This is a genomic window from Streptomyces sp. NPDC049541, from assembly GCF_044465725.1.
Classification (GTDB): domain Bacteria; phylum Actinomycetota; class Actinomycetes; order Streptomycetales; family Streptomycetaceae; genus Streptomyces.
Window position 1 is genome coordinate 735,904 of record NZ_JBITLY010000001.1, and the last position, 22,501, is coordinate 758,404.

19 protein-coding genes are annotated in these 22,501 nt (G+C 72.5%); 4 read left to right on the forward strand and 15 right to left on the reverse strand.

The genetic code is table 11. The features are described from left to right. The first annotated feature begins 194 nt into the window (after positions 1–194). On the forward strand, positions 195–1,148 hold the full coding sequence (locus ACIBW9_RS03330) for an anti-sigma factor RsbA family regulatory protein (protein WP_398950709.1): 954 nt from the start codon (positions 195–197) through the stop codon (positions 1,146–1,148). A 34-nt stretch (positions 1,149–1,182) separates the two neighbouring features. On the opposite strand, the gene ACIBW9_RS03335 is transcribed toward ACIBW9_RS03330, so the two are convergent. From ACIBW9_RS03335 to ACIBW9_RS03350, 4 genes are all read right to left on the reverse strand, one after another. Next, the gene (locus ACIBW9_RS03335; RefSeq protein WP_398950711.1) at positions 1,183–2,220 is read right to left on the reverse strand and encodes a rod shape-determining protein; all 1,038 of its coding nucleotides are present in this window, start codon (positions 2,218–2,220) and stop codon (positions 1,183–1,185) included. 394 nt (positions 2,221–2,614) lie between these two features. Next, positions 2,615–4,009 carry a carboxyl transferase domain-containing protein gene (locus tag ACIBW9_RS03340; RefSeq protein WP_398952072.1) on the reverse strand — a complete coding sequence of 465 codons (1,395 nt, stop codon included), beginning with the start codon at positions 4,007–4,009 and terminating at the stop codon, positions 2,615–2,617. Positions 4,010–4,031: 22 nt separating this feature from the next. Beyond that, positions 4,032–5,477, reverse strand: coding sequence for an acyl-CoA synthetase (locus tag ACIBW9_RS03345; protein WP_398950713.1), 1,446 nt, complete (start codon positions 5,475–5,477; stop codon positions 4,032–4,034). 70 nt (positions 5,478–5,547) lie between these two features. Further along, a complete protein-coding gene (locus ACIBW9_RS03350) occupies positions 5,548–6,603 on the reverse strand; it encodes a MerR family transcriptional regulator (protein ID WP_398950715.1) in 1,056 nt (351 codons plus the stop codon). 141 nt (positions 6,604–6,744) lie between these two features. Between ACIBW9_RS03350 and ACIBW9_RS03355 the strand changes: the two genes are divergently transcribed. After that, a complete protein-coding gene (locus ACIBW9_RS03355) occupies positions 6,745–7,620 on the forward strand; it encodes a RimK family alpha-L-glutamate ligase (protein WP_398952074.1) in 876 nt (291 codons plus the stop codon). Here the strand turns inward: ACIBW9_RS03355 and ACIBW9_RS03360 are convergent. The 10 genes from ACIBW9_RS03360 to ACIBW9_RS03405 form a co-directional block, all read right to left on the reverse strand. Continuing rightward, positions 7,583–8,212 (reverse strand): hypothetical protein, encoded by a 630-nt coding sequence (locus tag ACIBW9_RS03360; RefSeq protein ID WP_398950717.1) that lies wholly within the window; start codon positions 8,210–8,212, stop codon positions 7,583–7,585. The two genes, ACIBW9_RS03355 and ACIBW9_RS03360, sit on opposite strands and share 38 nt — an antisense overlap. After that, on the reverse strand, positions 8,178–9,011 hold the full coding sequence (locus tag ACIBW9_RS03365) for an FkbM family methyltransferase (protein ID WP_398950719.1): 834 nt from the start codon (positions 9,009–9,011) through the stop codon (positions 8,178–8,180). The genes ACIBW9_RS03360 and ACIBW9_RS03365 overlap by 35 nt, the downstream gene beginning before the upstream one ends. Further along, a complete protein-coding gene (locus tag ACIBW9_RS03370) occupies positions 9,008–9,232 on the reverse strand; it encodes a Trm112 family protein (protein WP_398950721.1) in 225 nt (74 codons plus the stop codon). Before ACIBW9_RS03370 ends, ACIBW9_RS03365 begins: the two co-directional genes overlap by 4 nt. Further along, entirely contained in the window at positions 9,229–10,149 is a 921-nt protein-coding gene (locus ACIBW9_RS03375) for a hypothetical protein (RefSeq protein WP_398952076.1), read from the reverse strand. The genes ACIBW9_RS03370 and ACIBW9_RS03375 overlap by 4 nt, the downstream gene beginning before the upstream one ends. Before the next feature lie 24 nt (positions 10,150–10,173). Then, positions 10,174–10,923 carry a class I SAM-dependent methyltransferase gene (locus ACIBW9_RS03380; RefSeq protein WP_398950723.1) on the reverse strand — a complete coding sequence of 250 codons (750 nt, stop codon included), beginning with the start codon at positions 10,921–10,923 and terminating at the stop codon, positions 10,174–10,176. After that, entirely contained in the window at positions 10,920–12,374 is a 1,455-nt protein-coding gene (locus ACIBW9_RS03385; RefSeq protein WP_398950725.1) for a condensation protein, read from the reverse strand. The genes ACIBW9_RS03380 and ACIBW9_RS03385 overlap by 4 nt, the downstream gene beginning before the upstream one ends. Continuing rightward, positions 12,371–16,708, reverse strand: a complete 4,338-nt coding sequence (locus tag ACIBW9_RS03390) for an alpha-(1->3)-arabinofuranosyltransferase (protein ID WP_398950727.1) — start codon at positions 16,706–16,708, stop codon at positions 12,371–12,373. The genes ACIBW9_RS03385 and ACIBW9_RS03390 overlap by 4 nt, the downstream gene beginning before the upstream one ends. After that, on the reverse strand, positions 16,705–17,508 hold the full coding sequence (locus tag ACIBW9_RS03395; RefSeq protein ID WP_398950729.1) for a class I SAM-dependent methyltransferase: 804 nt from the start codon (positions 17,506–17,508) through the stop codon (positions 16,705–16,707). Before ACIBW9_RS03395 ends, ACIBW9_RS03390 begins: the two co-directional genes overlap by 4 nt. Positions 17,509–17,531: 23 nt before the next feature. Then, positions 17,532–18,683 (reverse strand): glycosyltransferase family 4 protein, encoded by a 1,152-nt coding sequence (locus ACIBW9_RS03400; RefSeq protein WP_398950731.1) that lies wholly within the window; start codon positions 18,681–18,683, stop codon positions 17,532–17,534. Positions 18,684–18,889: 206 nt separating this feature from the next. Then, positions 18,890–19,864: a DUF3068 domain-containing protein gene (locus ACIBW9_RS03405; protein WP_398950733.1), complete on the reverse strand. Its 975-nt coding sequence runs from the start codon at positions 19,862–19,864 to the stop codon at positions 18,890–18,892. A 198-nt stretch (positions 19,865–20,062) separates the two neighbouring features. Here ACIBW9_RS03405 and ACIBW9_RS03410 point away from each other — a divergent pair, with 198 nt between their 5' ends. Both ACIBW9_RS03410 and ACIBW9_RS03415 read left to right on the forward strand, forming a co-directional pair. Further along, positions 20,063–20,215, forward strand: coding sequence for a hypothetical protein (locus ACIBW9_RS03410; protein WP_389070201.1), 153 nt, complete (start codon positions 20,063–20,065; stop codon positions 20,213–20,215). Positions 20,216–20,218: 3 nt separating this feature from the next. Further along, entirely contained in the window at positions 20,219–21,463 is a 1,245-nt protein-coding gene (locus ACIBW9_RS03415; RefSeq protein WP_398950735.1) for a helix-turn-helix domain-containing protein, read from the forward strand. On the opposite strand, the gene ACIBW9_RS03420 is transcribed toward ACIBW9_RS03415, so the two are convergent. Beyond that, entirely contained in the window at positions 21,460–22,494 is a 1,035-nt protein-coding gene (locus ACIBW9_RS03420; protein WP_398950737.1) for an NAD-dependent epimerase/dehydratase family protein, read from the reverse strand. The genes ACIBW9_RS03415 and ACIBW9_RS03420 overlap by 4 nt on opposite strands. Positions 22,495–22,501 lie beyond the last annotated feature (7 nt).

The window sequence follows — 22,501 nt, forward strand, 5'->3', positions numbered from 1 at the left end:
CCGCCACGCCCCGCGACACGACCATCGACCGCAGGACGCCGTCGGGGCGGATCCTGCCGTACTGATCGCACACCGACCAGCCCGCGGATCCCGGCAGGAGTGACAGCCGGCCTTTCGGGGTACGCGCCTGACGTCAAGGGAGCCGGTGGGGCAGGGGAGGCGGTGGTGAGCATGCACGTCGGGAGTGGTCGGCAGTGACCCCCGCCGACGAGGCAGGCCTCGCCCCCTTCGTGCACCCCGCGCTTCTCTACGGCGACGAGGACGAGTACCTCGCGGGCACCGTCCCCTTCGTCCGGGACGCCCTCGCGGCCGGCGAACCCGTCGCCGTGGCCGTGCCCGGGGAGCGCCTCCGGCTGATCCGGGACGCGCTGGGCGAGGACGGCGCCACCGTGCGGTTCCTGGACATGCGAAAGGCCGGGCGCAACCCCGGCCGGATCATCCCCGCGGTGCTGCGCGCCTTCGCGGACGCCCAGCCGAGCGGCACCCGCGTGAGCATCATCGGCGAACCGATCTGGGCCGGCCGTACCCCCTCCGAATACCCCGCCTGCGTCCAGCACGAGGCACTGATCAACGCGGCCTTCCGGGGCCGGAGCGCGACCATCCTGTGCCCGTACGACATCCAGCATCTCGACCCGCGGATCGTCGCGGACGCCTACGCCACCCACCCCACCCTCGTGCGCGGCGGCTCCGGACGGCAGGAGGACAGCCGGGCCTACGCCCCCGGGGACGTCGTGGCCCGCTACAACGAACCGCTGCCGCCCGTACCGGCCGTCCCGCCCTCCCTGTCCTTCCGCTTCGACCCGGACTCCCTCTCCGAGGCCCGCCATCTCGCCGTCGACGAGGCGGTACGCCTGGGCCTCGCGTCCCCGCGGGTCGAGGACCTGGCGCTGGCCATCGCCGAACTGGTCACCAACAGCGTGGTGCACGGGGGCGGTTCGGGTGAGCTAGGGGTGTGGGCCGAGGACGGGTACGTGGTGTGCGAGGTCCGCGACAAGGGCCACCTCAGCGATCCGCTGGCCGGCCGCAGACCGGTCCCGCGTGACCAGCCCGGCGGCCGTGGGCTCCTCATGGTCAACCTCCTCGCGGACCTGGTGCGCGTGCACACCGGCCCGGACGGCACCGCCGTGCGCTGCTGGTTCGCCCGTTGACCGGGCGCCCGACTCCTCGGCGTCCGTCCGGGGCTCAGATGACGGCCGGGCCGAGCATCAGCGGCTCGATCCTGCCCTCCAGCATGTAGCCCAGGCCCTGCACGGCACACACGTCGGGCCGTTCGGCGATGTGCACCGGCATACCGGTGGCCTGCCGCACCATCTCGTCCAGCCCCGGCAGCAGCGCGCTGCCGCCCACCAGCATGATCCCGCGGTCGACGAGGTCGGCGACCAGATCGGGCGGGCACTCCCGCAGCACCCGGCCGATGACGTCGACCACGGCGGTCAGCGGGGTCTCGATCGCCTCGCGCACGGCTGCGGTGTCGACCTGCACCGAGCGGACGAGACCGGTGACCACGTCCCGCCCCCGGATCACGGTGGACTTCGGCCCCTGGGCGGTGAGCCCTATGTCGGAGAGCGCCAGGTGCAGGGGGCGTACGGACTGGCTGGGGAGCATCAACTCGTGCTGATGGCGCAGGTGTTGGATGATCGCGTGGTCGACGGCGTCGCCGCCGACGGGAATGCGTTCGGAGCTCACGGTCGAGCCCAGTGAGAGCACCGCCACCTGGGTGGTCGCCGTCCCGCAGGCCATGATCATGGTGGCCTCGGGCTGCTGCACGGGCAGTCCGCACCCCACGGCGGCGGCGATGAGCGTGTCGACGAGCTCCACGCGCCGTGCGCCGAGCCCGACCAGCGTCTCGACGGCCGCCCGCCGGGCCAGCGGGTCGGCCTCGTGCGGGGTGCAGGCCGCGGCGCGCAGGAACGGCTTGCGGCGCAGGGCGCGGCGGAGTCTGTCGCCGAGCAGGCCCCGGAGCATGCGCTGCGCCATCTCGATGTCGACGACGGTGCCGCCGGACACCGGGCGCACCACACGGATGTGGCCCGGGGTGCGGCCCCTCATCCGCTCGGCGAAGTCACCCACCGCGATCAGGGCGCCGCTGCGGGTGTTCACGGCGGCGACGGACGGCTGGTCGACGACGAGGCCGACGCCCCTGACGTAGACACGGGTCCGGGCCGCCCCCAGGTCGACGGCGAAATGGCAGCGCCGCAACTGCTCCAGACTTGCGGTCATGCAGGGTCCTCCAGAAAAACGCAGACCGTGGGGCCGCCGGGCAGCGGGTCCCAATGGCATCGTGCGGTGCCGGAGGGGAGTGGCGCCTTTTGTGGGGGGCCGGTCGGGGCGCGGCCGAATGGGCGTTGTGCGGTTTACGTTCGTCGGTGCGGGATCCCTGGGCCTCGCCTTGATCCCTCAGCCGAATCGAGGTCGCGCGCAGTCGCCGGACTCCATCACCACGGTGTAGCCGGCGGGCTGCCGCCGCAGCTCGTACGCCGGCTCCTCCGGCCTGCCGCCGCGATCAGCCGTCACCGCACGGCCCGGGACGGCGTCCCGGCCTTGGGGACCGTCGGCCCAGAGGCAGGAGGCGATGACCCGGTGGCCGCCGGGACGGGCAGCCGCGGGCTGCCGGTCAGGGCCCGACGATGCCGCGGATCACCCCCAGCTCCACCAGGTCCTGCGGCCGGATGCGCAGCTGGCCGGCCGTGGCCTCGACCTCCTCGGCCGGCCGCTTGAGGATCGCGGCCGCCAGCTCCGGTGCGATCACCGAGAAGTAACTGTCCGGCGTGGCCCAGGTGTTGCCCGCCGCCGCCAGTGCCAGCGCGCCGCCGGAGCCGCCCTCGCCGATGACCAGGGTGGTGACCGGGACGCGGGCAGCCGCCACCGCGCCGAACAGCTCCGCGATCGCGGCGCCCGCGCCCTGCCGTTCCGCCTCCGCGTCGTTGGCCGCGCCCGGGGTGTCCACGAGGGTCAGCACGGGGATGCCGAGCCGGTCTGCGAGCCGTATGAGTCGGGTGGCCGTGCGGTAGCCCGCCGGGCGGGTGGGGGTGCCGGTCTGGGCGGCGTAGGCGACGGTGCGGTCCCCGGCTGTGCCGAAGCCGCAGAGGATGCCCTCTGTGTCGGTGCCGCCGCAGCGGTCGCCGTGGATCGCTGCGCGGTGGGTGAAGTAGGCGTCCAAGTAGGCCTGGGCGCGGGGGCGTTGGGGTGAGCGGGCGCGTTGGACTGCGTGCCAGCCGGTGGTGGGCAGCTTCTCAGTGCCGAGGGCGGATGGGAGCGGCGCTGCTCCGGGTGCCACGTTGGGTCGTATGGCGTCTGCGGCGCCGTTGTGGCTGCTCGCGCCGTTCCCCGCGCCCCTTCGGGGCGCTTCCCGAACCGCCGGGCTCGAAAGCAGCCGTAGCCACAACCCCAGCGTCCCCCGCAGCTCCGCCGGAGGCACCACCGCGTCCACCGCCCCCGCCGCCAGCTGCGCCTCTGCCGTGTACGCCGTCGGGTCCGCCTCCGGCGGTCGTACCCGGGAGCCGGCGAAGCCGACCTGGGCTGCCGGGAGGGCGAGGATCACGTCTGCGCCTGCGCCGAGGGTGGCCCAGCCGCCGCCCGTGGTGGGGTCCCTGAGGACGGCGATCTGGGGGAGTCCGGCCTCGCGGGTGAGCGCCGACTGGTGGGCCACGCGCTGGAGTTGGGTGAGGGCGAGCATGCCCTCCTGCATACGGCTGCCGCCCGTGGCGACCAGCGGCACGACCGGGAGGCGGTGCGCACGGGCGTGGCCGTAGGCGGCCTCCAGGCGGTCGCCGGTCCGCTCGCCGAGCGAGCCGCCGAGGAAGCCGAACTCGAAGGCGATCAGTACGGCTCGGGTGCCCGCGACGCTCGCCGTGCCGCACACGACCGATTCCGTCTCGCCGGTGCGTTCGACCGCGCGGGCGCGTGAGGCGTCGTAGCCCTGCCAGGCAAGGGGGCCGTCCGGCCCGGACTCCCTTGCGGGGTAAGGGAGTTCGGTGAAGGTCGCCGGGTCGGTGACCAGCGCGAGCATCTCGCGGGCGGAGAGGCGGGGCTCAGGCACGGTGCAGTGCCCGCTTCATGATCTTCCCCATGTCGTTGCGGGGCAGGCTCTCCAGGTAGTGGACCACGCGCGGGCGCTTGTGGGGGGCGAGGCGGCCCGCCACATGGTCCGCCAACTCCTCGGCTCCGGGGGGCGATTGGGGGTTCACCGGCACCACCCATGCCACGATCCGCTCGCCCAGATCCGCATCCGGCTCCCCGGTGACCGCCGCCTCCCGTACCCCCGCATGCTCAAGCAGCGCGTTCTCGATCTCACCGGCCCCGATCTTGTAACCCCCGCTCTTGATCAGGTCGGTGGCCTTGCGGCCGACGATCCGGACGTACCCGTCGGACTCGCGCACGGCCATGTCCCCTGTGCGGAAGAACCCGTCGGCGGTGAACGCGGCAGCCGTGGCGTCGGGCCGGTTCAGGTACTCGGTGAACAGATTCGGGCCGCGCACCTGGATCTCGCCGACGCTCTCGCCGTCGTACGACGTGATCGCCGTCCCGTCCTCCTCCACCAGCCGCAGCTCGACACCCGGCAGCGGCACGCCCACCGTGCCCGCGCGCGGCTCGCCGTCCGCCCGCACGCTGGTGTTCATGAGCGTCTCCGTCATGCCGTACCGCTCGATGACCCGCCGTCCGGTCGCGGCCGCGATGCGCTCGTGGTCGTGGACCGGGAGCGCGGCGGAACCGGAGACCAGCAGCCGTGCCCGCCCGAGGGCCTTCGCCAGCTCCGGCTCCTCGGACAGGGCCCCGGCGATCCGGTGGTACATCGTCGGCACCCCGAACAGCATGGTCGCGCCCTCGTTCAGCTCGCGGGCCACGCCCTCCGTGCTGAACCGCCCCAGGTGGCGGACGGAGCCGCCGCGCCTCAGCGGGCCGAGGATGCCCAGCACCAGCCCGTGCACATGGAACAGCGGCAGCCCGTGCACCAGTACGTCGTCACCGGTCCACTGCCAGGCGTCGGCGAGCGCGTCCAGCGTGGTGGCGATCGCCCGGCGGGGCAGGACGGCACCCTTGGGCGGCCCGGTGGTGCCGGAGGTGTAGACGACCAGGGCGGGGTCCTCGTCGTCGGGCAAGGGCGCGGGAGCGGGGCTCCCGGAGCCGGTCACGTCGACGTCGAGGCGCGGCAACTTCCCTACGGCAGAGGGAAGTTCGTCATCCGCGGCCGCGAGCACCACCGACGGCGCACTGTCGGACAGGATGTGCCCGAGCTCCTTCTCACCCGACTTCGGGTTGAGCGGTACGGCGGCCGCCCCCGCCCGCAAGGCCGCCACCACGGCCACCGCGGTCTCCAGCGCAGGCGTGGCCCAGACCGCGACCCGTCCGCCGCGCGGGAGCCGGGCCGCCAGGGCACCCGTCGCGACGGCGAGCTCGGCGTACGTCAGGGACCGGTCGCCGAAGCGCAGAGACACCCGCTCGCTCGGGCTCTCCAGGGCGGGAAAGAGAGAGGACACGCGATGCACTCCATCCGTCAGGGCAGGAACGACACCCTCGTTCCTACACCAGCCGCCCCGCGGAGGACGATCAGGAGGCCTCCCGCACCACGTCCGCCACCACACAGCTCACGTTGTCCGGGCCCCCGGCCTCGTTCGCCGCGTCCACCAGGGCCCCGACGGCCGCGTCCGGGGCGCCGGCGGAGAGCAGCTCCCGGATACGGGTGTCGGGAAGCACGGTGGGCAGCCCGTCGGAGCACAGGAGATAGCGGTCGCCGGGGGCGGCGTCGTGCAGCCGCAGGTCCGGGGTGCCGGTGCCGAGGGCCTTGAGCAGGAGGGTGCGCTGGGGATGGGCCGTGGCCTCCTCCTCGGTCAGGCGGCCCTCGTCGATCAGCGACTGGACCACCGTGTGGTCATGGGTGATGCGGAAGAGCTCGCCGTCGCGCAGCAGGTAGGCGCGGGAGTCGCCGATGTGGACGAGGGCGAGGCGGGAGCCCGTCCAGAGCAGGGCGGTGAGGGTCGTGCCGTTCGCGTCGGGGTCGTCCGTCGCGTCCCGGACCGCCTCGGTCGCGCCCTGCACGGCGTCCTCCAGCAGGTTGAGCACACTGCCCGCCGGCACCTCCTGAGTGTCCAGGAACCTGAGCGCCTCGACGGCCGCGCTGCTCGCGGGCGCACCGGCCGGCCCGAACCCGTCGGCGACGGCGAGCAGCCTCGCCCCCGCGTAGGCCGTGTCCTGGTTGGCGGGCCGCACCCGGCCGCGGTCGGAGTGGGCGAAGTAACGCAGTGCCAGCATGGTGGTGTCCTTCCTGGTTTCTTCCGTCAGGTGATCCACGAGGAACGCGGCGAGATCTCGCCGTACCGCCGTCTCGGCCTCCACCCGCGCCCAGTACGCGCGGATCTCCCGGGCGGCGGCCTCCGGTTCGAGGGCGCACACCTCCCGGATCCGGGCCAGCGGCATGCCCAGCCGCCGCAACCACGCCACCAGCCGGGCCTGCTCGAGCTGCCCGAGGGCGTAGTAGCGGTAGCCGGTGTACGGGTCGACCCGGGCGGGGCGCAGCAGTTCCAGCTCGTCGTAGAGGCGAAGAGCCTTCGGCGAGAGCCGGCAGGCCCGTGCGAACGCACCGATCGTGAGCATGTCCCTGCGCATCCGGCAGTCCTCCCCGTGTTCCTGTCACCGATGCTGCGGCTTCACCGAAGGGGAAGGTCAAACCGGTTGCTTCGGTTGCGGGGACAGCGGTTAGCCTGCGAAACGATCGACCGCCGTATGACGTACGAACTGGAGTCCGCCGTGCCCCGAGTCGCACTCGCCACCTACGACCCCGGCGCGCAGCCGAGCAAGGACCGCGACCTGCCCGTGCTGGTGCAGGCGCTGAGGGACGCCGGGGCCGAGGCGGCCGCCGTCCCGTGGGACGATCCCGACACCGACTGGAGCGGCTTCGACCTCGTCGTCATCCGGTCGACCTGGGACTACAGCTGGCGGGCGGACGAATTCGCGACGTGGGCCGAGAAGTGCGCCGCGGTCACCCGGCTGGCCAATCCGGCCGAGGTGGTGCGCTGGAACTCCGACAAGCGCTACCTCGGGGACCTCGCGGAGGCGGGAGTGCCCGTGGTCCCCAGCCGCTACCTCGCACCCGGGGACGCCCCCGACCTCCCCGACGACCACGAGTACGTCATCAAGCCGACCTCCGGCGCGGGCGCCCGGTACGCCGCCCGCTACACGCCTCACGACCACGACACGGCCGTACGGCACCTCGCGCGCATGCACGAGGAGGGGCTGACCGCGATCGTCCAGCCGTATCTGTCCGGCATCGACGTCAGCGGTGAGCGGGCCCTGCAGTTCTTCGGCGGCCGCTTCCTGCACGCCAGCCGGAAGGGCGCCGTACTGGCACCGGACACGGCGTACGACGCCACCAAGGTGGCCCACCCGGACCTGGCCCCGTGGACCCCGACCCCCGCCGAACTCGCCGTCGCCGAAGGCGCGTTGGCCGCCGTACCGGATGCCCCGGAGCTGCTGTACGCGCGTGTGGACCTGGTCGACGGGGCGGACGGGGAGCCGCGGCTGATGGAGCTGGAGCTGGTCGAGCCGAATCTGTTCCTCGGGCTGCATCCGGGGTCGGTGGCGGTGGTCAGGGACGCGATTCTGGCGACGGCGACCGGTCGCTGACCGCCACCCGCTGCAACAACCCCCAGGTGAACTCGGCGGCCACCTCCCGCCGCACCCCCTCCGCATCGGGTGCCGTGAACGCCAGGCCCCACCGCGTGGGCGCCGTGCCCTCCAGGGGCCGGGCGGGGGCGAAGGCGCGGGCTGCCTCGTCGACCGTGCAGGACCAGGGGATGAGGTCGTCGAGGGTGCGCAGGGTGGGGCCGGGAGTGCCCGGGGTGCGGATCAGCCATTCGTTCCAGACGGCGCCGTTCGGGGCGAGGAGGACCTCGAAGCGCAGGTCCGGCCAGAGGGGGACGGGCCAGAGCAGGGCCTCGCAGTCCAGGTCGCCGACCTTGCGGGTGATCGTCGACTCGGGGGCGCCGAGGATCGAGCGGTAGCGCGAGACGGCGGCGCGGGAACGCGGGGAGTGCAGCATCGCCTGCCAGCGCTTGTTGGCCTCCCTCATGTCGGCGATGGAGACGCCCAGTGCGCGGCGGGCGTCCTCCACCAGGTCCGGGTTGTGGTCGGCCATGCGGCGCAGCAGGACCAGCTGGAAGTCGAGGGGTGTGAAGGGGTGGCTAGCGGGGCGCTCGGCGGACGGCATGGGAACCATGGTGACCCACCGCGTCGGCGCCCGGACGGCGGCCGTCCGGGAGGAAGAGGACCGAGTTGACGTAGCGCGGGTGCTTGCGGAACGGCAGGACGCGGCCCAGCAGGCCCTGGGCCACGACGTGCGAGACGGTTGCCTGATGGGCCTCCAGGGGGAAGCGGGACAGCGGGGTCCAGGTGTCGCCGGGCAGCACCCAGCCCTCGTAGCGGAGGAGGGAGAGGTAGGTGACGACGGGGGCGATCGGCTGGATCCGGGACTCCAGTTCGACGAAGAGGGCCGGGCGGTCGCGGGCCAGCAGGCCCGTGGCACCGCGCAGGACCGCGAGCTCGTTCCCGTCCACGTCGATCTTGACGAAGCCGACGTCCCGCAGGCCGAGTTCGTCGAGGGTGACACAGGAGACGTGCAGGGCCCGGGCGTGGATGTCGCGGCGGACCAGCGAGGACACGCCCCGGTCGCCGGCGTCGTCCGGCGGGAGCCACAGCCGGGCGGTGCCGGGGCGGTCGGAGGCGGCGGCCTGGACGACACGGACGTTCGGCGGGGCGCCGTCGGTGAGCAGGCGGGCCAGATGGGGGACGGGTTCGACGGTCACCACCTGGCGGGCGCGGCCGGCCAGGCGCCGGGTCCATGGGCCGTACCAGCCGCCGACGTCCACGGCGGTGCCGCAGCCGGGCGGGCACAGGTCGGCGAGCCGGGCCAGCTCGGGCTCGAAGCGCGGGTAGACCGCCCGGGCGGCGGCGGCCACCACGCGGACGGGCAGGTGCGGGGCCAGCCGGGCGGCCAGGGTGCGGGGCGGGGTCGTCACTGGGCCATCCGCTTGAGCAGGGCCTCGTGCTCGTCGTCCGACACCTGCTCCCCGGACGACGGCAGCAGCTGCGGGATGCCGTCGACGATCGGGTAGCGGCGGTGCAGACGCGGGTTGTACAGGGCCTCGGGGACCGCCGGGCCGTCCGGCCGCACGAGGTGCAGCGGGCCCTTGTCGAGGGGGCACGCCAGGATCCGCAGCAGCGGGTCGTCGGGCTTCATGGAGGGGTCAACTCCTTGGTGGCTATGGGGGGTTGGGGAGGAGTTCCAGGCGCGGGCCGGTCGTGTCTGGGCATGGCCAGCAGGACGGAGACGGCGAGGACCGTGCCCGCGAGACGCAGGGCGAGCCGCAGCGGATCGTGCGGGAGCGCCTCGCCGAAGGAGAGGGTGCCGAGTACGGCCGTGTAGAGACAGGTCACCGTCGTGCACACCGGCACGATCAGCGAGGCCCGGCAGCGCTGCAGCGCGGCCTGCGACATCACCAGGCCGAACGCGCCGGTGAAGAGGAGGAGATACGGATACGGGGACCTGAGCAGGCCCACCACCGCACCGCCCAGCCCGCTCGACGTCAGACAGCTCGACACGCCCTTGATGGCGAGCGAGCTGACCCCGTACAGCACCCCGACGGCCACCCCGTACTCCACACCCGTCGTCGGAGCGCGGTGGCGGTGGCGGGTGCGTCGCTCCGCGGCGCCGTACAGCCACACACCGCCCGCCAGCGAGGGCACGCACACCAGCAGGATCAGCTGGTACGGGGCGCTGCGGCTGACCGTGTCCGAGCCCTCCTTGAGCGAGAGCACCACCATCAGCAGCGCGGCGAGGATCGCACCGAGCGCATACCGTTCCCGGCCGGTCGTCTCCTCGCCCAGCAGCCGGGCGGAGAGCAGGACGAGCAGCACCAGGCCGGAGACGAAGATGCCCTGGGCGGCGGCGATCGGCAGCGTCCGGTACACGACGAGCTGCGCCCCGAAACCGGAGGCGAGGGCGAGGGAACCGCCGATCCACAGCGGGCTGCCCAGCACCAGTCTCAGCAGCCGGGCGGGGTTGCGGATCGTCACCTCGGGCAGCGCGGTGAGCGCCCGTTTCTCCAGGACGAAACCGAGGCTGTACAGGGTGTTCGCCAGCAGTGCCGCGGCCACTCCCCACCACATGACGTGCCCCCTCTACGTCTTTGCCTTGCGCGCGTGCAGGAGAAGGATCGAGGCGAGGGAGGGTCTGGAGCAGGCCAGGCGGTCGAGGGGACGCAGGGGGCGGGGTACGCCGTGGAAGGGGGCGCCCTTGACGTCCACGATCTCGAAGCCGGACGCGGCGACGAACTCCCGCAGCGCCCGCGCGGTGTACAGCCGCAGATGTCCCACCACCTCCGTGCCCGGGCGGCCGTGGATCGCGCGCAGGCTGACCTCGGAGAAGACGGGCTGTACGCCGGCCAGCAGCAGGGCGCGGTTGTACCAGGCGGCCAGGTTCGGGGTGGAGAGCATCAGATGGCCGCCCGGGCGCAGGACGCGGCGGATCTCGTCGAGGGCGGCGTCCGGGTCGACCAGGTGCTCGATCACCTCGCTGAACAGCACGGCGTCGGCGGAGGCCGCCTTGAACGGGAGCCCGCCGTCGGTGAGTTCGCCCCGGATGGCGTACGACAGGTGGGTGCGGGCCCGTTTCAGGGCGTCCTGGGACCAGTCGACGCCGATGATGCGGTGGCCGGTCAGCAGCGGGGCCGCGGTGGCGGCCGCGGTGCCGTCGCCGCAGCCGATGTCGAGGATGGTGCGGGGTGTGCCCGCGGCCGCCGGGCCGAGGGCGGCGGCCAGCATCCGGGCCTGGCGGAGGCTGCGGGGGGTGCCGGAGGCGACCGGGACGGCGGGGTCCTCGTAGAAGTCGCGCAGCCCGGGGCGGTGCACGGGCGCGGTGGTCGCGTTCACGGGGTCACCTCCGTGGAGTGCAGATAGTGCTCGAAGAGATCGCGGAGGTGCGCGCCGTCGCCGTGGCTGAGCAGGGCGCGGGACCAGCGCAGGGCGAGGTGGAGGCGGCCCGCGGTGGAGGCGGTGGTGACGGTGAGGCCGCGGGGCATACGGGCCGGCGCCGAGAACCAGACCGCGTGCGCGCGGCCCGCCTCCTCGCCGAAGTCCAGGGGGTACGGGATGCGGCCGATGTTGCTGAGGAGCGTCGTCGACGTCCAGGGGGCGGCTGCTCTGCGCAGGCCCCGGGTGAGGGCGGCGCGCCAGGCCACGGGGGTGACGGGGGCGGTGAGGAGGGCTGCGCCGTGGCCGAGTTGGGGGCGGGGGAGGGATTTGAGGGCACGGGTGCGGGTTGCCGTGCGGCGCAGCAGGGCGGGCATGGCGGTGGGGTCGTGGGCCGCCAACTCCTCGGGGGCGAAGGGGACTTCGACCAGGCGGGTGCCGTTGCCTATCGGCATGGTGGCGTCTCGGGGGCGGTCGTCCACGGGCATGGTGATGCGGAGGGGGCGGGGGGGTGCGCCGTGTTCTCTGTTCCAGTGGGCGACGGTGAGGGCTGTGGTGACCATGAGCTGGTCGTTCACCGTGTAGGGGGAGCCCTTGGGGCGGTGGGGGAGGGGGAGTTCGGTGACGAGCATGCCGTTGCCGGGGGAGGGCTCGGGGGTGCCCTGGGCCACCCTGGCGGGTGGGGACCAATTGGAGGGGGTGTCTGTCGGGGGCTGGGGGGTGGTGTCGGGGGTGCGGGTGGGGGGTGGGGCGGGGGAGTTGTCCTTGCCGCTGTAGATCTCGGCGGCGGTGGCCAGGACTCGGAGGCAGGCGGGGCCGTCCAGGGCGGTGTGGTTGATGGTGAGGAAGAGGACGGTGCCGGTGCCGGTGCCTTGTCCGGTGCCGGTGCTTTTGCCGGCGAGGGGAGGGGGCGCTTGCCGGCGCTTGCCGGGTGCCGCTGTCTTTGGGACGGGAGCCGCCCTAGCGGCACGATTGCCCGCAGCTACGCCCACCGAGTCCGTCGCCTCGCTGCCCTCCGCCGGGCCCGCCCCCTCCACCACCTCCAGCCGTATCGGTGGTGACAACGTCAGCGGTGGTGCCGTCGTCAGGGCTCGGGTTCGGGCGGCCCGTAGTGCGGACGGGCCCGTCGGGGGGAAGGTCACGACCTCCGTGTCCGGCTCCGGCGTCAGTTCCCACTCGTAGCGGCGCCGGTACCAGGGGCCCGCGGCCTCGCGCATCAGGATGCGGGGATGGCGGTGGAGGGCCTCCGCAAATGACGCACGCAGGCGGTCGCGGTCCAGGCGGCCCGGTAGGTGGACCTCGATGTGGACCGTTTCCGGTTCCTCCTCCTGGAGGCAGTGCCGGGCGACCTCGTCGACGACGGGGAAGGGGATGCGGCCGTCGGCGCGGACGGCGTCTTCGAGTGCGGTCACGTGGGTTCGTCCCTCCCCGTGGGGGCTTTGGGCTGCTTGCGGAGCTGGAGCCGCGCGGTCGGCGGGTCGGGATCGGGCCCGCCGGGGCCGCGTGCCGAGACGGTCGGCCCGGAGTCCGGGGGCGGGGGCGGTGCGGTCTCGCCGCGGTGCCGCTGCGGCAGGGGGCGGGTCGGTGCCTCCGCACCCAGGACCGGCGGCAGCACCGCCGTCGAGCCCGGTCCCTCGTCGGGTTCCCGTACGCTCACCACACCGGCGAACAGCCCGATCAGCGCGAGCAGTTGGGCCGGGTGGCCGAAGGCGCCCTCACCGGCCCCCACGGGCTCCCCGGCCCCCGTGGCCGCCGCGATCCCGGCCCCCGCGAGGGCGGCGAACGCGACGGGCACGAGCAGCGCGTGCCGCCGGTACGCCAGCAGTGCCAGCGCCGGAACCAGCAGCGCGAGCCATCCGGCGATCAGCACGCCCACCACCGTCAGGGCCACCGTGCCGAGCCACAGCCCGGGAAGCGGCGGTACCGGCTGCGGCAGGTCGGGGTTGGGGGAGCGGCGGCGCCAGACCACCAGCCCGACCAGGACCGCCAGGCCCGCCGCGCCGCCGATCAGCCCGCCCTGGTAGGTCGTGGCGGGCTCGTACGACAGCTTGACGGTGCCGCCCGCGCCGGCCGGGATCCGCCAGCCCTGCTGCCAGCCGTCGAGGCGGACTGGGGTCAGCTCCTTGCCGCCCAGGGTGGCTTTCCAGCCGTCGTTGTAGTTCTCGTACGTCGTCAGATACGTGGCCGCACCGGAGCCGACCGTCACCTCGCGGCGGTCGCCCAGCCAGTCCCGTAGGGTCAACTGGCGCTCCACGGCGGTGGGTTCGGTGACCGTGCCGCGGGTCAGGGTCACGTCGGTGAGGGTGAGCGGTCCCGCGTCCCCGGACTCGACGCGGTGCGTACCGGCTGTCAGCTCCACCTCACCGTCGTTGCGGCCCTGCTGACAGAGCGTCACGTCGACAGTCCGGCGCTGCGTCAGGTCCCGTACCGTCCCCTTCGCACTGGTCTGGTACAGCTTGCCGTCCACCGCTACGTCCGGCCCCTGGCCGCACGGCAGCGAGAAGGCGCGGGAGCCGCTGGGCTGCGGGGTGCGGTACTGGTCGAGCGCCGGGATGTACGCCTCGCTCAGCCCCACCGGGAGCTGCAGGTCCTCGTCGGCGACGGGGTTGTGCAGGGTCAGGGGTGCCGTCTGGGTGATCGTGATGTCCAGGTGGTCGGTGGTGATCGGGTCGAAGCGGGCCACGCCGTTCTCGTCGACGCCGGCGATGGTCGCGCCGTCGGGGGAGCTGATGTCCACCTGCGTGGGACGGGTCGACAGGCCGCCCGCGGGCGCCAGCACGATCTCGCCCACCGGCTGTTTGCCGCTCCAGCTCAGATGGATCGTAGGCCGGTCCCCCGCGATCCACGCCGTGGTCAGATCGCCGTCGGTGAGGTTGCGCGCCGACAGGCCCGCGCCGAGGGACGCCGTGGAGTCGGCGGTGGCGACGATGCGGTTCTGCTGGTCGGGGGCGACCTCGTACAGCAGCTTGTCCAGCGCCTCGCCGCTGACCGGCACGGCGCCCGCCTTCACCTCGTACGTCCCCGCCGTGGCCGTGGTGAACCGCCGGTGCAGGCCGGCCTCGGTGCCGGTCGCGGAGAGGCCGGTGGGGTCGGGGGTGCGGTGCAGGGAGATCAGCGTGGCGGCGGCGTCGGAGTCGTCCGCGTCCGTGGGCAGCCGCAGCAGCCGGGTCACCTGGACGTGCGGGAGGGCGACCTCGGAGAAGCCCGCCCCCGTCAGACCCGAGCGGCGCTCCACCGAGTCGACGATCGTCAGCTTCATCCAACTGGTCGCGCCCGCGGGTGCCTTGATGCTCTGCGTCTGGCCGTTGGGCCGCAGGAAGCTGGTCCGGGACCCCTTCTCGGTCTCCACCCGCACCTTCGTCGCCGCAGACCGCACGCTCTGCTGCGGCAGCGGCGTCACCTTGAACGAGGACGGCATGTCGTACGAGCCGGTGAACGCGATGCGCAGCCACTGCCCGTCCGCCGAGCCGGGCGCGCCCTCCGCCCAGGCCGTGTCCGGGTTGCCGTCGAAGGCGTTCACCGGGTCGTACTGCGGGAGGTGGAAGAGCCAGTTGCCGCTGGAGGACGCCGTCACCGAGCGGGCGCCGCGCAACTGGGCCACCGTCTGGTGGTCGAGCCCCGTGGTCGGCAGGATCTGGTGCGGTTTCTTCCCCGCGTCCTGCACGGCGTCCGGCGCGTTCCGCTCGGAACTGGTGTACGTGTACGAGGTGTTGCCGCTGACCAGCCCGAACCGTGTGTCCGCGCGACGCAGCCCGTCGCCCACCACCTGGAGCGGCGGGGAGCCGAGCCCCGGGTGGTTGTCACCGGTCAGCACGGTCGCACGGCCGCGCAGCTCGGAGGCGAGCGGCAGCAGGGCCTCGGGCCCGCCGGAGACGACCGCGGTGTCGGAGACGGGCAGCAGATGGGCCTGCCCCGGCCGCGGGACGTCCTTGTCCGAGGGCTGGTAGATCTCGACCGCCCGCTGCCGCGGATACAGGCCCTCCACCTGCAGCGGCGCGTCATGGGCGATCCGGCCACCGGTCATGACCGGCCCGAACCCGGTCACCCGGACGTACCCCGACTGCTCCAGGGTCCGCTTCACCGTCGTGGTCGGCACGGAGCCGATCTGGTCGGGATCGAGGTCGTTGCGTACGACGACGTAGTGGATCCCCGCCCGGCTCAGGTAGTCGGCGAGCCCCGGCACATCGCTCCCGGAGGCCAGCGCGTCCTCCACCGCGTCCATGGCGCGCCGGTTGCCGGGGGTGCCGAAGGGGACGTAGTCCCTCTGTGCCCAGCGGGACTTGGCGAGGACGTCGAGGGGCTGGTCGATGGGGGAGCCCCAGGTGTAGATGCCGTGCGAGGTGGCCGGGACGACCAGGGCACGGGAGTCGGGGGAGTACTTCTCCAGCCAACCCGCCGTGGTCGTCCAGTACTTGGGAAGCTCCTGGAAGGACCCCGGGTTGAGGATCGAGCCGTTGAGATACGGCCACAGCAGCCCCGGCAGGATCAGCACCGCGGCGACCAGCGGGGCGAACCGGCGCCCGCGCACCGGCCGGGCACCCCGCGGCTCGGCCGCGATCCCCACCACATGCGCGAGCCCCAGCACCAGAGCCAGTGCCAGCCCTGTCTGGAACTTGTAGATGTTCCGGAAGGGAACGAGCCCGCCGTCAAGCCAGTCCTGCACGACCCCGTGGAAGGGTGCGCCGAACGCGCCGCCGTACCCGGCGAGCAGCACCAGAGCCGTGGAGATCACGGTCAGCACCAGCCACCGCCGCTCCGGCATGTCCCGTCTCGCGAGACCCGCGAGACCGAGCCCGGCGGCGAGTGCCGAACACACGACGACGACCACCGACGCGGCGACCGTCCACCCGGCCGGCAGCCAGGCCTGACCGAAGTGCAGATACGCGACCCAGTTGCCGGCCCCGCGCAGGGCCTCCGTCGCCGACATGGTGGCCGTCGTGGTCTGCGAGGTCTCCACGTACGGAAGGAAGTTCTCGCCGTAGACCCCGAGCATGAGCAGCGGTATCCACCACCAGGCGGTCGCCACGATCACCCCCGGCACCCACCAGGCGATCAGCTTGCGCTGCCGTGGCCCGGGCGGGCGGGAGAGCAGATACAGCCCGACCGGCAGCAGCGAGGCCAGGGTGGAGGCGCCGTTGACGCCGCCCATGAACGGGACGACCAGCGCCGAGCGCAGGGCGGCGATGCGGGCGCTGTACCGCTCGTTCGTCAGCGGCAGCAGCACCCAGGGCAGAAAGGCACCCGGCAGCGCGGCCGCGGACGTCGACCCGACGACGATGGTGAACACGGGCCACAGCGCATACGCGACCCCCGCGAGCAGCCGCGCCCCACTGCCGCCCACCCGCAGCCGCTCGGCCAGCCGCAGCGCACCCCAGAAGGCGACGGACACGATCAGCGACAGCCACAGCCGCTCCGCCAGCCACACGGGCAGATGCACGGCGTGGGCCAGCCCGTAGAACGGCAGCATCGGCCACAGATAGCCCGCGTACTGGTCCTGGATGCCTCCGAAACTGCCCTGGTCGTGCCAGAGCTGCCCCAGGCCGGAGAAGAAGGCGCCCGGGTCGACCGTCACCCCCAGCTTGGTGTCGAAGGTCTGTCGCCCCGGGTGCACCACCAGGAACAGCACCAGCATCACGGCCCAGAACCCCACGAGCCAGCGCCGCGACCGCGGGCCCTCCGGCGGGCCCGAGGTGGCCGCGGTGGTGGGGACGGCTGCCGGAGGAGGGGCCTGGACCGTGGTCGTCATGGGGGACACCGCCGGAGGATGAGGAGAAGGTTCCAGGTGGCCACCTCACGTATCCCCGGCGCTTTCACGACGGTCTCCGCGAGGAAGGGCCAGTAGCGGGAGCGCGCCGAGACGACCGTGACGTCGTCCCGGGCGCGCACCTGCCGCAGGGTGGCGCCGATGTGCACGGCGAAGAGGTTCTCGCCGAGGGTGTGCTTGGCGGGCTTCCCGGTCCGCCGCCGGTAGCGGGCACGGGCCCGCTCGGCCCCGAAGTAGTGCCACGGCGCCCACTCGTGACCGCCCCACGGGGAGAGCCAGTTGGTGAACGACACATAGATCAGCCCACCGGGCCGCGTCACCCGCGCGAGTTCACTGAGGAACGTCTGCGGATCGGCGACATGCTCCAACACATTGGACGAGAAGGTCACGTCCGCGACACCGTCCCGCAAGGGCAACAGATACCCGTCGGCGATCACGGCCCCGTCGGGCGGTTCTTCGCCGAGTTCCTGTACGTCGGGCTCGAAGAGGTAGGCATGGGCGCCTCGGTTACGGAACTCCTCGGTGAAGTAGCCCCCGCCCCCACCGACGTCCACGACAGTCCGCCCGGAGACGGGACCGTCGTAACTCTCTACTTGATCTGCAGCGTCACGGGCGAGGAGCGCGTAGCAGGCTGCGGGGTCGTCCTGTTCACGTCGGAAGGCGCGGAAAAGGGCGAGGGAGCGACGAAAGGAGGGGTCCTTGAAACTGCCGGGTACTGGAGCGCCCCGATAGGGGCGCGGGACTGTGTTGAATTTGCGGCTACCGCCGCGTGGGCGCGACAAGCCACGACGAACCCGCACCCGAGTCACGGAGCCCAGCTCCGCAGAGCCTCCGCAGCAACCGCCCGGAACTGCCTCACCGTCCGGTGCCACCGATACCGCGCCGCCCGGTCACGGGCAGCCTTGCCCATGAGCTCACGGCGGTGTCCGGACAACGCAAGCGTGCACCAGGCCGCCGCAAACGAAGACTCCCCGTGCGCCAGCACACCGGTCTCCCCGTCCACGACGGAATCCCGCAGCCCCGGCACATCAAAGGCAATGGTCGGCGTCTCCCGAGTCGCAGCCTCGGTGACGACCAGCCCCCATCCCTCCACCGCGGAGGGGTGCAGCAGCAACCAGGCCGCACACAACAGCCGGTGCTTCTCCGCCTCGGAGACATGCCCCACGAACTCCACGCCGGGCCCGGCAAGCTGCTCGAGCCGCCTCCGCTCGGGCCCGTCCCCGACGATGACGAGCCGGCCGCCGGTCACCGGCCGCACCCGCTCCCAGAGCCGCAGCAGCAGATCGATCCGCTTGTACTCGACAAGCCGGCCGACGGCCACGAACAACGGCTCGGCCGAGCGGTCGGCGAGCGGCCCGGGCTCCTCCACGCCGTTGTGCACGACACGGATCCGGTCCCGCGAGACACCGATCCCCCGCAGGGCATGCGCCGTGGAGGGAGAGACCGCGACCAGCAGGCTGCGATGCTGCGCCCCGGTCAGCGCCCACTGCTCGAGTCTTCGGCCGATCCGCGCGGCCGGCGCGAGGGGCCCGCCGAACCGCATCTTCCACAGATCGGTGTGCACATGGTTGACCAGGCACACGGTGGGCCCGTGGTGCCAGTAGGGCGCGAGGTACGGCATCCCGTTGCAGACCTCGACCAGCAGATCGGTCTCGCCGACCTGACGGGCGAAGGCGGAACGGGCACGCAGATAGTGGCCGAACTCGCCGCCGGCCGACACGACCCGGTAGTCCCGGAAGGCCGCGGGACCCCCGCAGATCAAGGTCACCTGGTGGCCGAGGCCGGTGAGGCCCTCGGCGAGCCGGTCGACCAGTAGCTCCGAGCCGCCGGCCGCCGGATTGCCGAGATCCCGGTGGGCGAGGAAAACGATTCGGCGCGGTTGTGGGGGAAGCGCCGGGGGGTGCTGCGGGGCCATGGAGTGCGTGGCGCGCAGCGAGGAAGGCACGTGCTGGGGCATGGGTGCTCCAACTCGTCTCAGGGTGCGGAACTCAGCAGTGGATTTCCGGACTTGCTGTGGGGGGACTGAGCTCTTCATGGGCGGGGGGTGTGGACACGTTGTGCTTGGGTGGGGTTGGACAGTTTTCGCCCAGCCGTTCGCCACGGCTACTCACCGGGGTGACAAATTTCCGCCTTATTAGAACTGACGTCATGTCACAACGTGAGCTAAGCCTGTGAAGTCCGGGGCGTCTCGGGTGAATCGGGACGCTTCCGTCCTCGTACCACCAAAACCGCACCCACCACCGCCAGTACGAATCCGGCCACAGCGGCGGTAATCGGCAACGTCTGCCCCACCATGAGCAACTGGCCACTCTCCTTCTTGGCCAGCTTCACCTGCGCCTTCTGGGTGGCGGTGGTGAACCCCAGCTTCCGGCTGTCCAGCAGCACCACCGCGTCCTTCCTGGCGCCCGTCGCCCGCAGCGTGCGCCGCGGGCCGACCTGGGCGTAGAGGACCCGGCCGGTGCGCTGGTCGACGACCAGCTCGATGCCGTGGTTGGAGTACCACTCCTCGGCCAGGACCTGCGGTTTGTTCTTCTGTCCGACGATGGTGCCGGGGACCAGCCGGGTCCCGATCTTCGACGGCGGGACGGTGCCGGTGAAGCGGTAGCCCCGGTACCCCTGGATCTTCTTGGTGCCGGAGTAATGCAGAGTGACGGTCAAACCAAGTGAGTTGTCCCACCACTGGTACGACTTCCGGTGCACGTCGAAGGGGAACTTCAGATAGGCGTCGCCCTCGAAGTACGGGTTCTCCTTGCAGCAGTGCACCGGCTGGTTGGTGTGGCGGTTCGTCACCCAGCGGTTGAGGAAGAACTCCAGCGCGTCGTGCGGATCGGCGGCCGGCAGCGACTTGTCCGTGTCGACCGTCGTCGTCACGTCCCACACCGCCCGCCCGCTCTTCTCGCTGTCCGCGACATTCCCGCGCACCTGCTGGGTGACCGTGATCCGCTGGTCGTGGACCGTCCGGATCTGGTCGGTGTCGAAGTAGCTTCCGGTGCCTTCGTAGACCGCGGTGGTGTCGATGTCGATCGGGTTCACGGCGGCCCGCGGTTCGACGTACCAGGCCAGCATCGGCGCCAGGACCAGCAAAAACGTGCCCAGTCCCAGCAGGATCAGCGAAAGGGGGGAGGCTGTACGGCGCATCCGGACACTCCAGGGGGAGGGATGACGGAGTTGGGGCCGCTCCGGCCCGCGACGCCTCACTGGCGGGAAGACGGGGCCTTGGGCCGGGAACCGTAGGCTGCTCTTGACGGGGTGTCAATGCTTGTCGAAACTGGGGCCGACAGGCAGGGGTGGGGCACCGGGGTGGGACGACCTCCGGACAGAGAGGCTGACCCTGCGATGTCCAGACTGCTCGCTGCCCTTCTCACCGTCGTGGCCGCCGCCGCACTCGCCGTGGGCGCCGCGCTCGGCATCGTCGCGCTGCTCGAGGCGACGCCCGCCCAGCCCAACACCCCCTTGATCACGTACGAGCAAGCCGGGCAAGGGAGTTGACCTGTGACGCCCGCCCACTCACCGGCCGTCACCACCCGCTCGGCCTGGCACGACGTCCCGCGTCTCCAGGTCCGCCGGTTCGCCGCCCTCGCCATGGCCGAGGCGCCCGCGCTCGCCGAGGAGATCCTGCGCGAGATCCGCCGCGAGTACCCGCACCTGCCCGTCGTCCTCGACGAGTCGGGCGAGCCGATGGCCTTGATCGGCATCCGCCGCGCCATCGAGGTCTTCGTCCAGCACCTGGAGCAGTCGGAGGGCCGCCCGACGGTCCCGCCGGGCGTCTTCCAGGAGTTCGGCCGCGGCGAGGGCCTGCACGGCCGCTCGCTCGACTCCCTGCAGGCCATCTACCGGATGGGCGTACGGCTTGCCTGGCGCCGTTTCGCCGAGATCGGCCAGCGGGTCGAGATCCCGCCGCCCGCGATGTACGAACTCGTCGACGCGGGTTACGAGTACCTGGACGGCCTGGTCGACCAGTCGGTGCGCGGCTATGCGGAGGCGGCGGCCAGGCAGGCCGGGGAGCGGCTGAGGCTGCAGCGGCGGCTGATGGAGCTGCTGCTCGCCGAGCACCACCGGGGCGACCCGGCCGACGCGCTGACCGAACGGGCCGCCCGGGTCGGCTGGACGCTGCCGCGCAAGGTCGCGGTCGGCGTGCTGCTGCGCCCGGCCCGCGAGGCGGTCGCGCCCGCCGTGGGGCAGGGCGTGCTGCTCGACATGGAGTACGAGCAGCCCCGCATGGTCGTCCCCGAACCCGACGCGGCCGGCCGCCCCGAACTGCTGCACCGGGCGCTGACCGGCTGGTCCGGGGCGATCGGGCCGCCCGTACCGCTGTCCGACGCGGGCAAGTCGCTGCGCTGGGCCGAGGCGGCCGTGCACCTGATGGAGCGGGGGCTGCTGCCCGCCGGGGACGTCCTGTACTGCACGGAGCACACCGAGGCCCTGGTCCTGCTCCAGCCCGAGGAACTCATCGACGACCTGGCGCTGCGCTGTCTGGCCCCCCTCGCGCACTGTGGTCCGGCGCACGGGCGGCGACTTGCTGAAACGTTACTGGCGTGGCTGGAGACGCGGGGCGGGGCCCCGGAGGTGGCCGCCCGGCTGGGCGTCCACCCCCAGACCGTCCGCTACCGCCTCCGCCAGATCCGCGAACTGTGGGGCGACGAGATCGACGACCCGGACCGCCGCTTCGAGCTGGAACTGGTGCTCAGGGCACAGCGGCTGAGGGGGGTGCTGGGGGAGGCCGGGGCCCGTGGCTAGGACCTTTGTGCGCGCCAGGCCTCGTAATGATCCAGAACGGTCTCCTCGATCGCCCGGTAGGAGATGCCCAGCTCCCGGACGCTACGGCTGTTGTCGATCTTGAACCGGATGCCGAGGTGCCCCCGGATGTAGTCCTGGGTGAGCCCGAAGGCGGGCCCGAGGATACGGACGGGCCAGTGCGGCAGGCGGGTCCGCGGCAGCCGCAGATCCCTCGGATACCGGGTGCGGATGATGCGCGCCATGTCGTGGAAGGACGTCATCGTCTCGGCCGCGAGGATGTAACGCCCCCGCGCCTCGGGCTGCTCGGCGGCGGCGATGTGCGCGTCGGCCACGTCTCTCACGTCGACCGTGGTGAAGCTGAAGTCGGGGGCGCCGTAGCAGAAGTACCCCTTGAAGAGCTCGTCGAGGAGGAAGAGACTGCCGGACTCGGAGGCGGGCGTGAGGGAGGGACCGAGCACCAGCCCCGGGTTGACGGCGACCATGCGCCACCGGTCCTGGGAGCGTTCGGCCTCCCAGGCGGCCTGCTCCGCCACGGTCTTGGCGTAGTGGTACGGATTGTTCTCGACGGTGCTGCTGGTGTTGAAGTACGCCTCGGTCAGGACCTGCCCCTCCATGTCCCGCACGTCCGCGTAGTCGCCGAATATCGCACCGACCGTGGACGTGAGGACAAGCCTGCGGACGCCGGACGTCCGCTCGATGCTCCCGATCACATTGCGGGTGCCGACGAGCGCGGGCTCGACGATGTCCCGCTGTCCGTCCTTGATCTTCTCCGGCATGCGAAAGGGCGAGGCGACATGAAAGACGACCTCGCACCCCTTCATCGCCTCGTCGAAGGCCCCGTCGGCCAGCAGATCGGCCTCGAACAGCTCCAGCCGACCGGGGAAGCGGTCCTGCAATGCGGTCAGGGGCGCGACCTTCGCCCTGTTCGCGACGCTGCGCACGGTGGTCCGTACCCGGTACCCGCGCTCCAGCAGCCTCCCCACCAGATGACAACCGACGAACCCACTGCCTCCGGTCACCAGCACGTCCACGCGCACT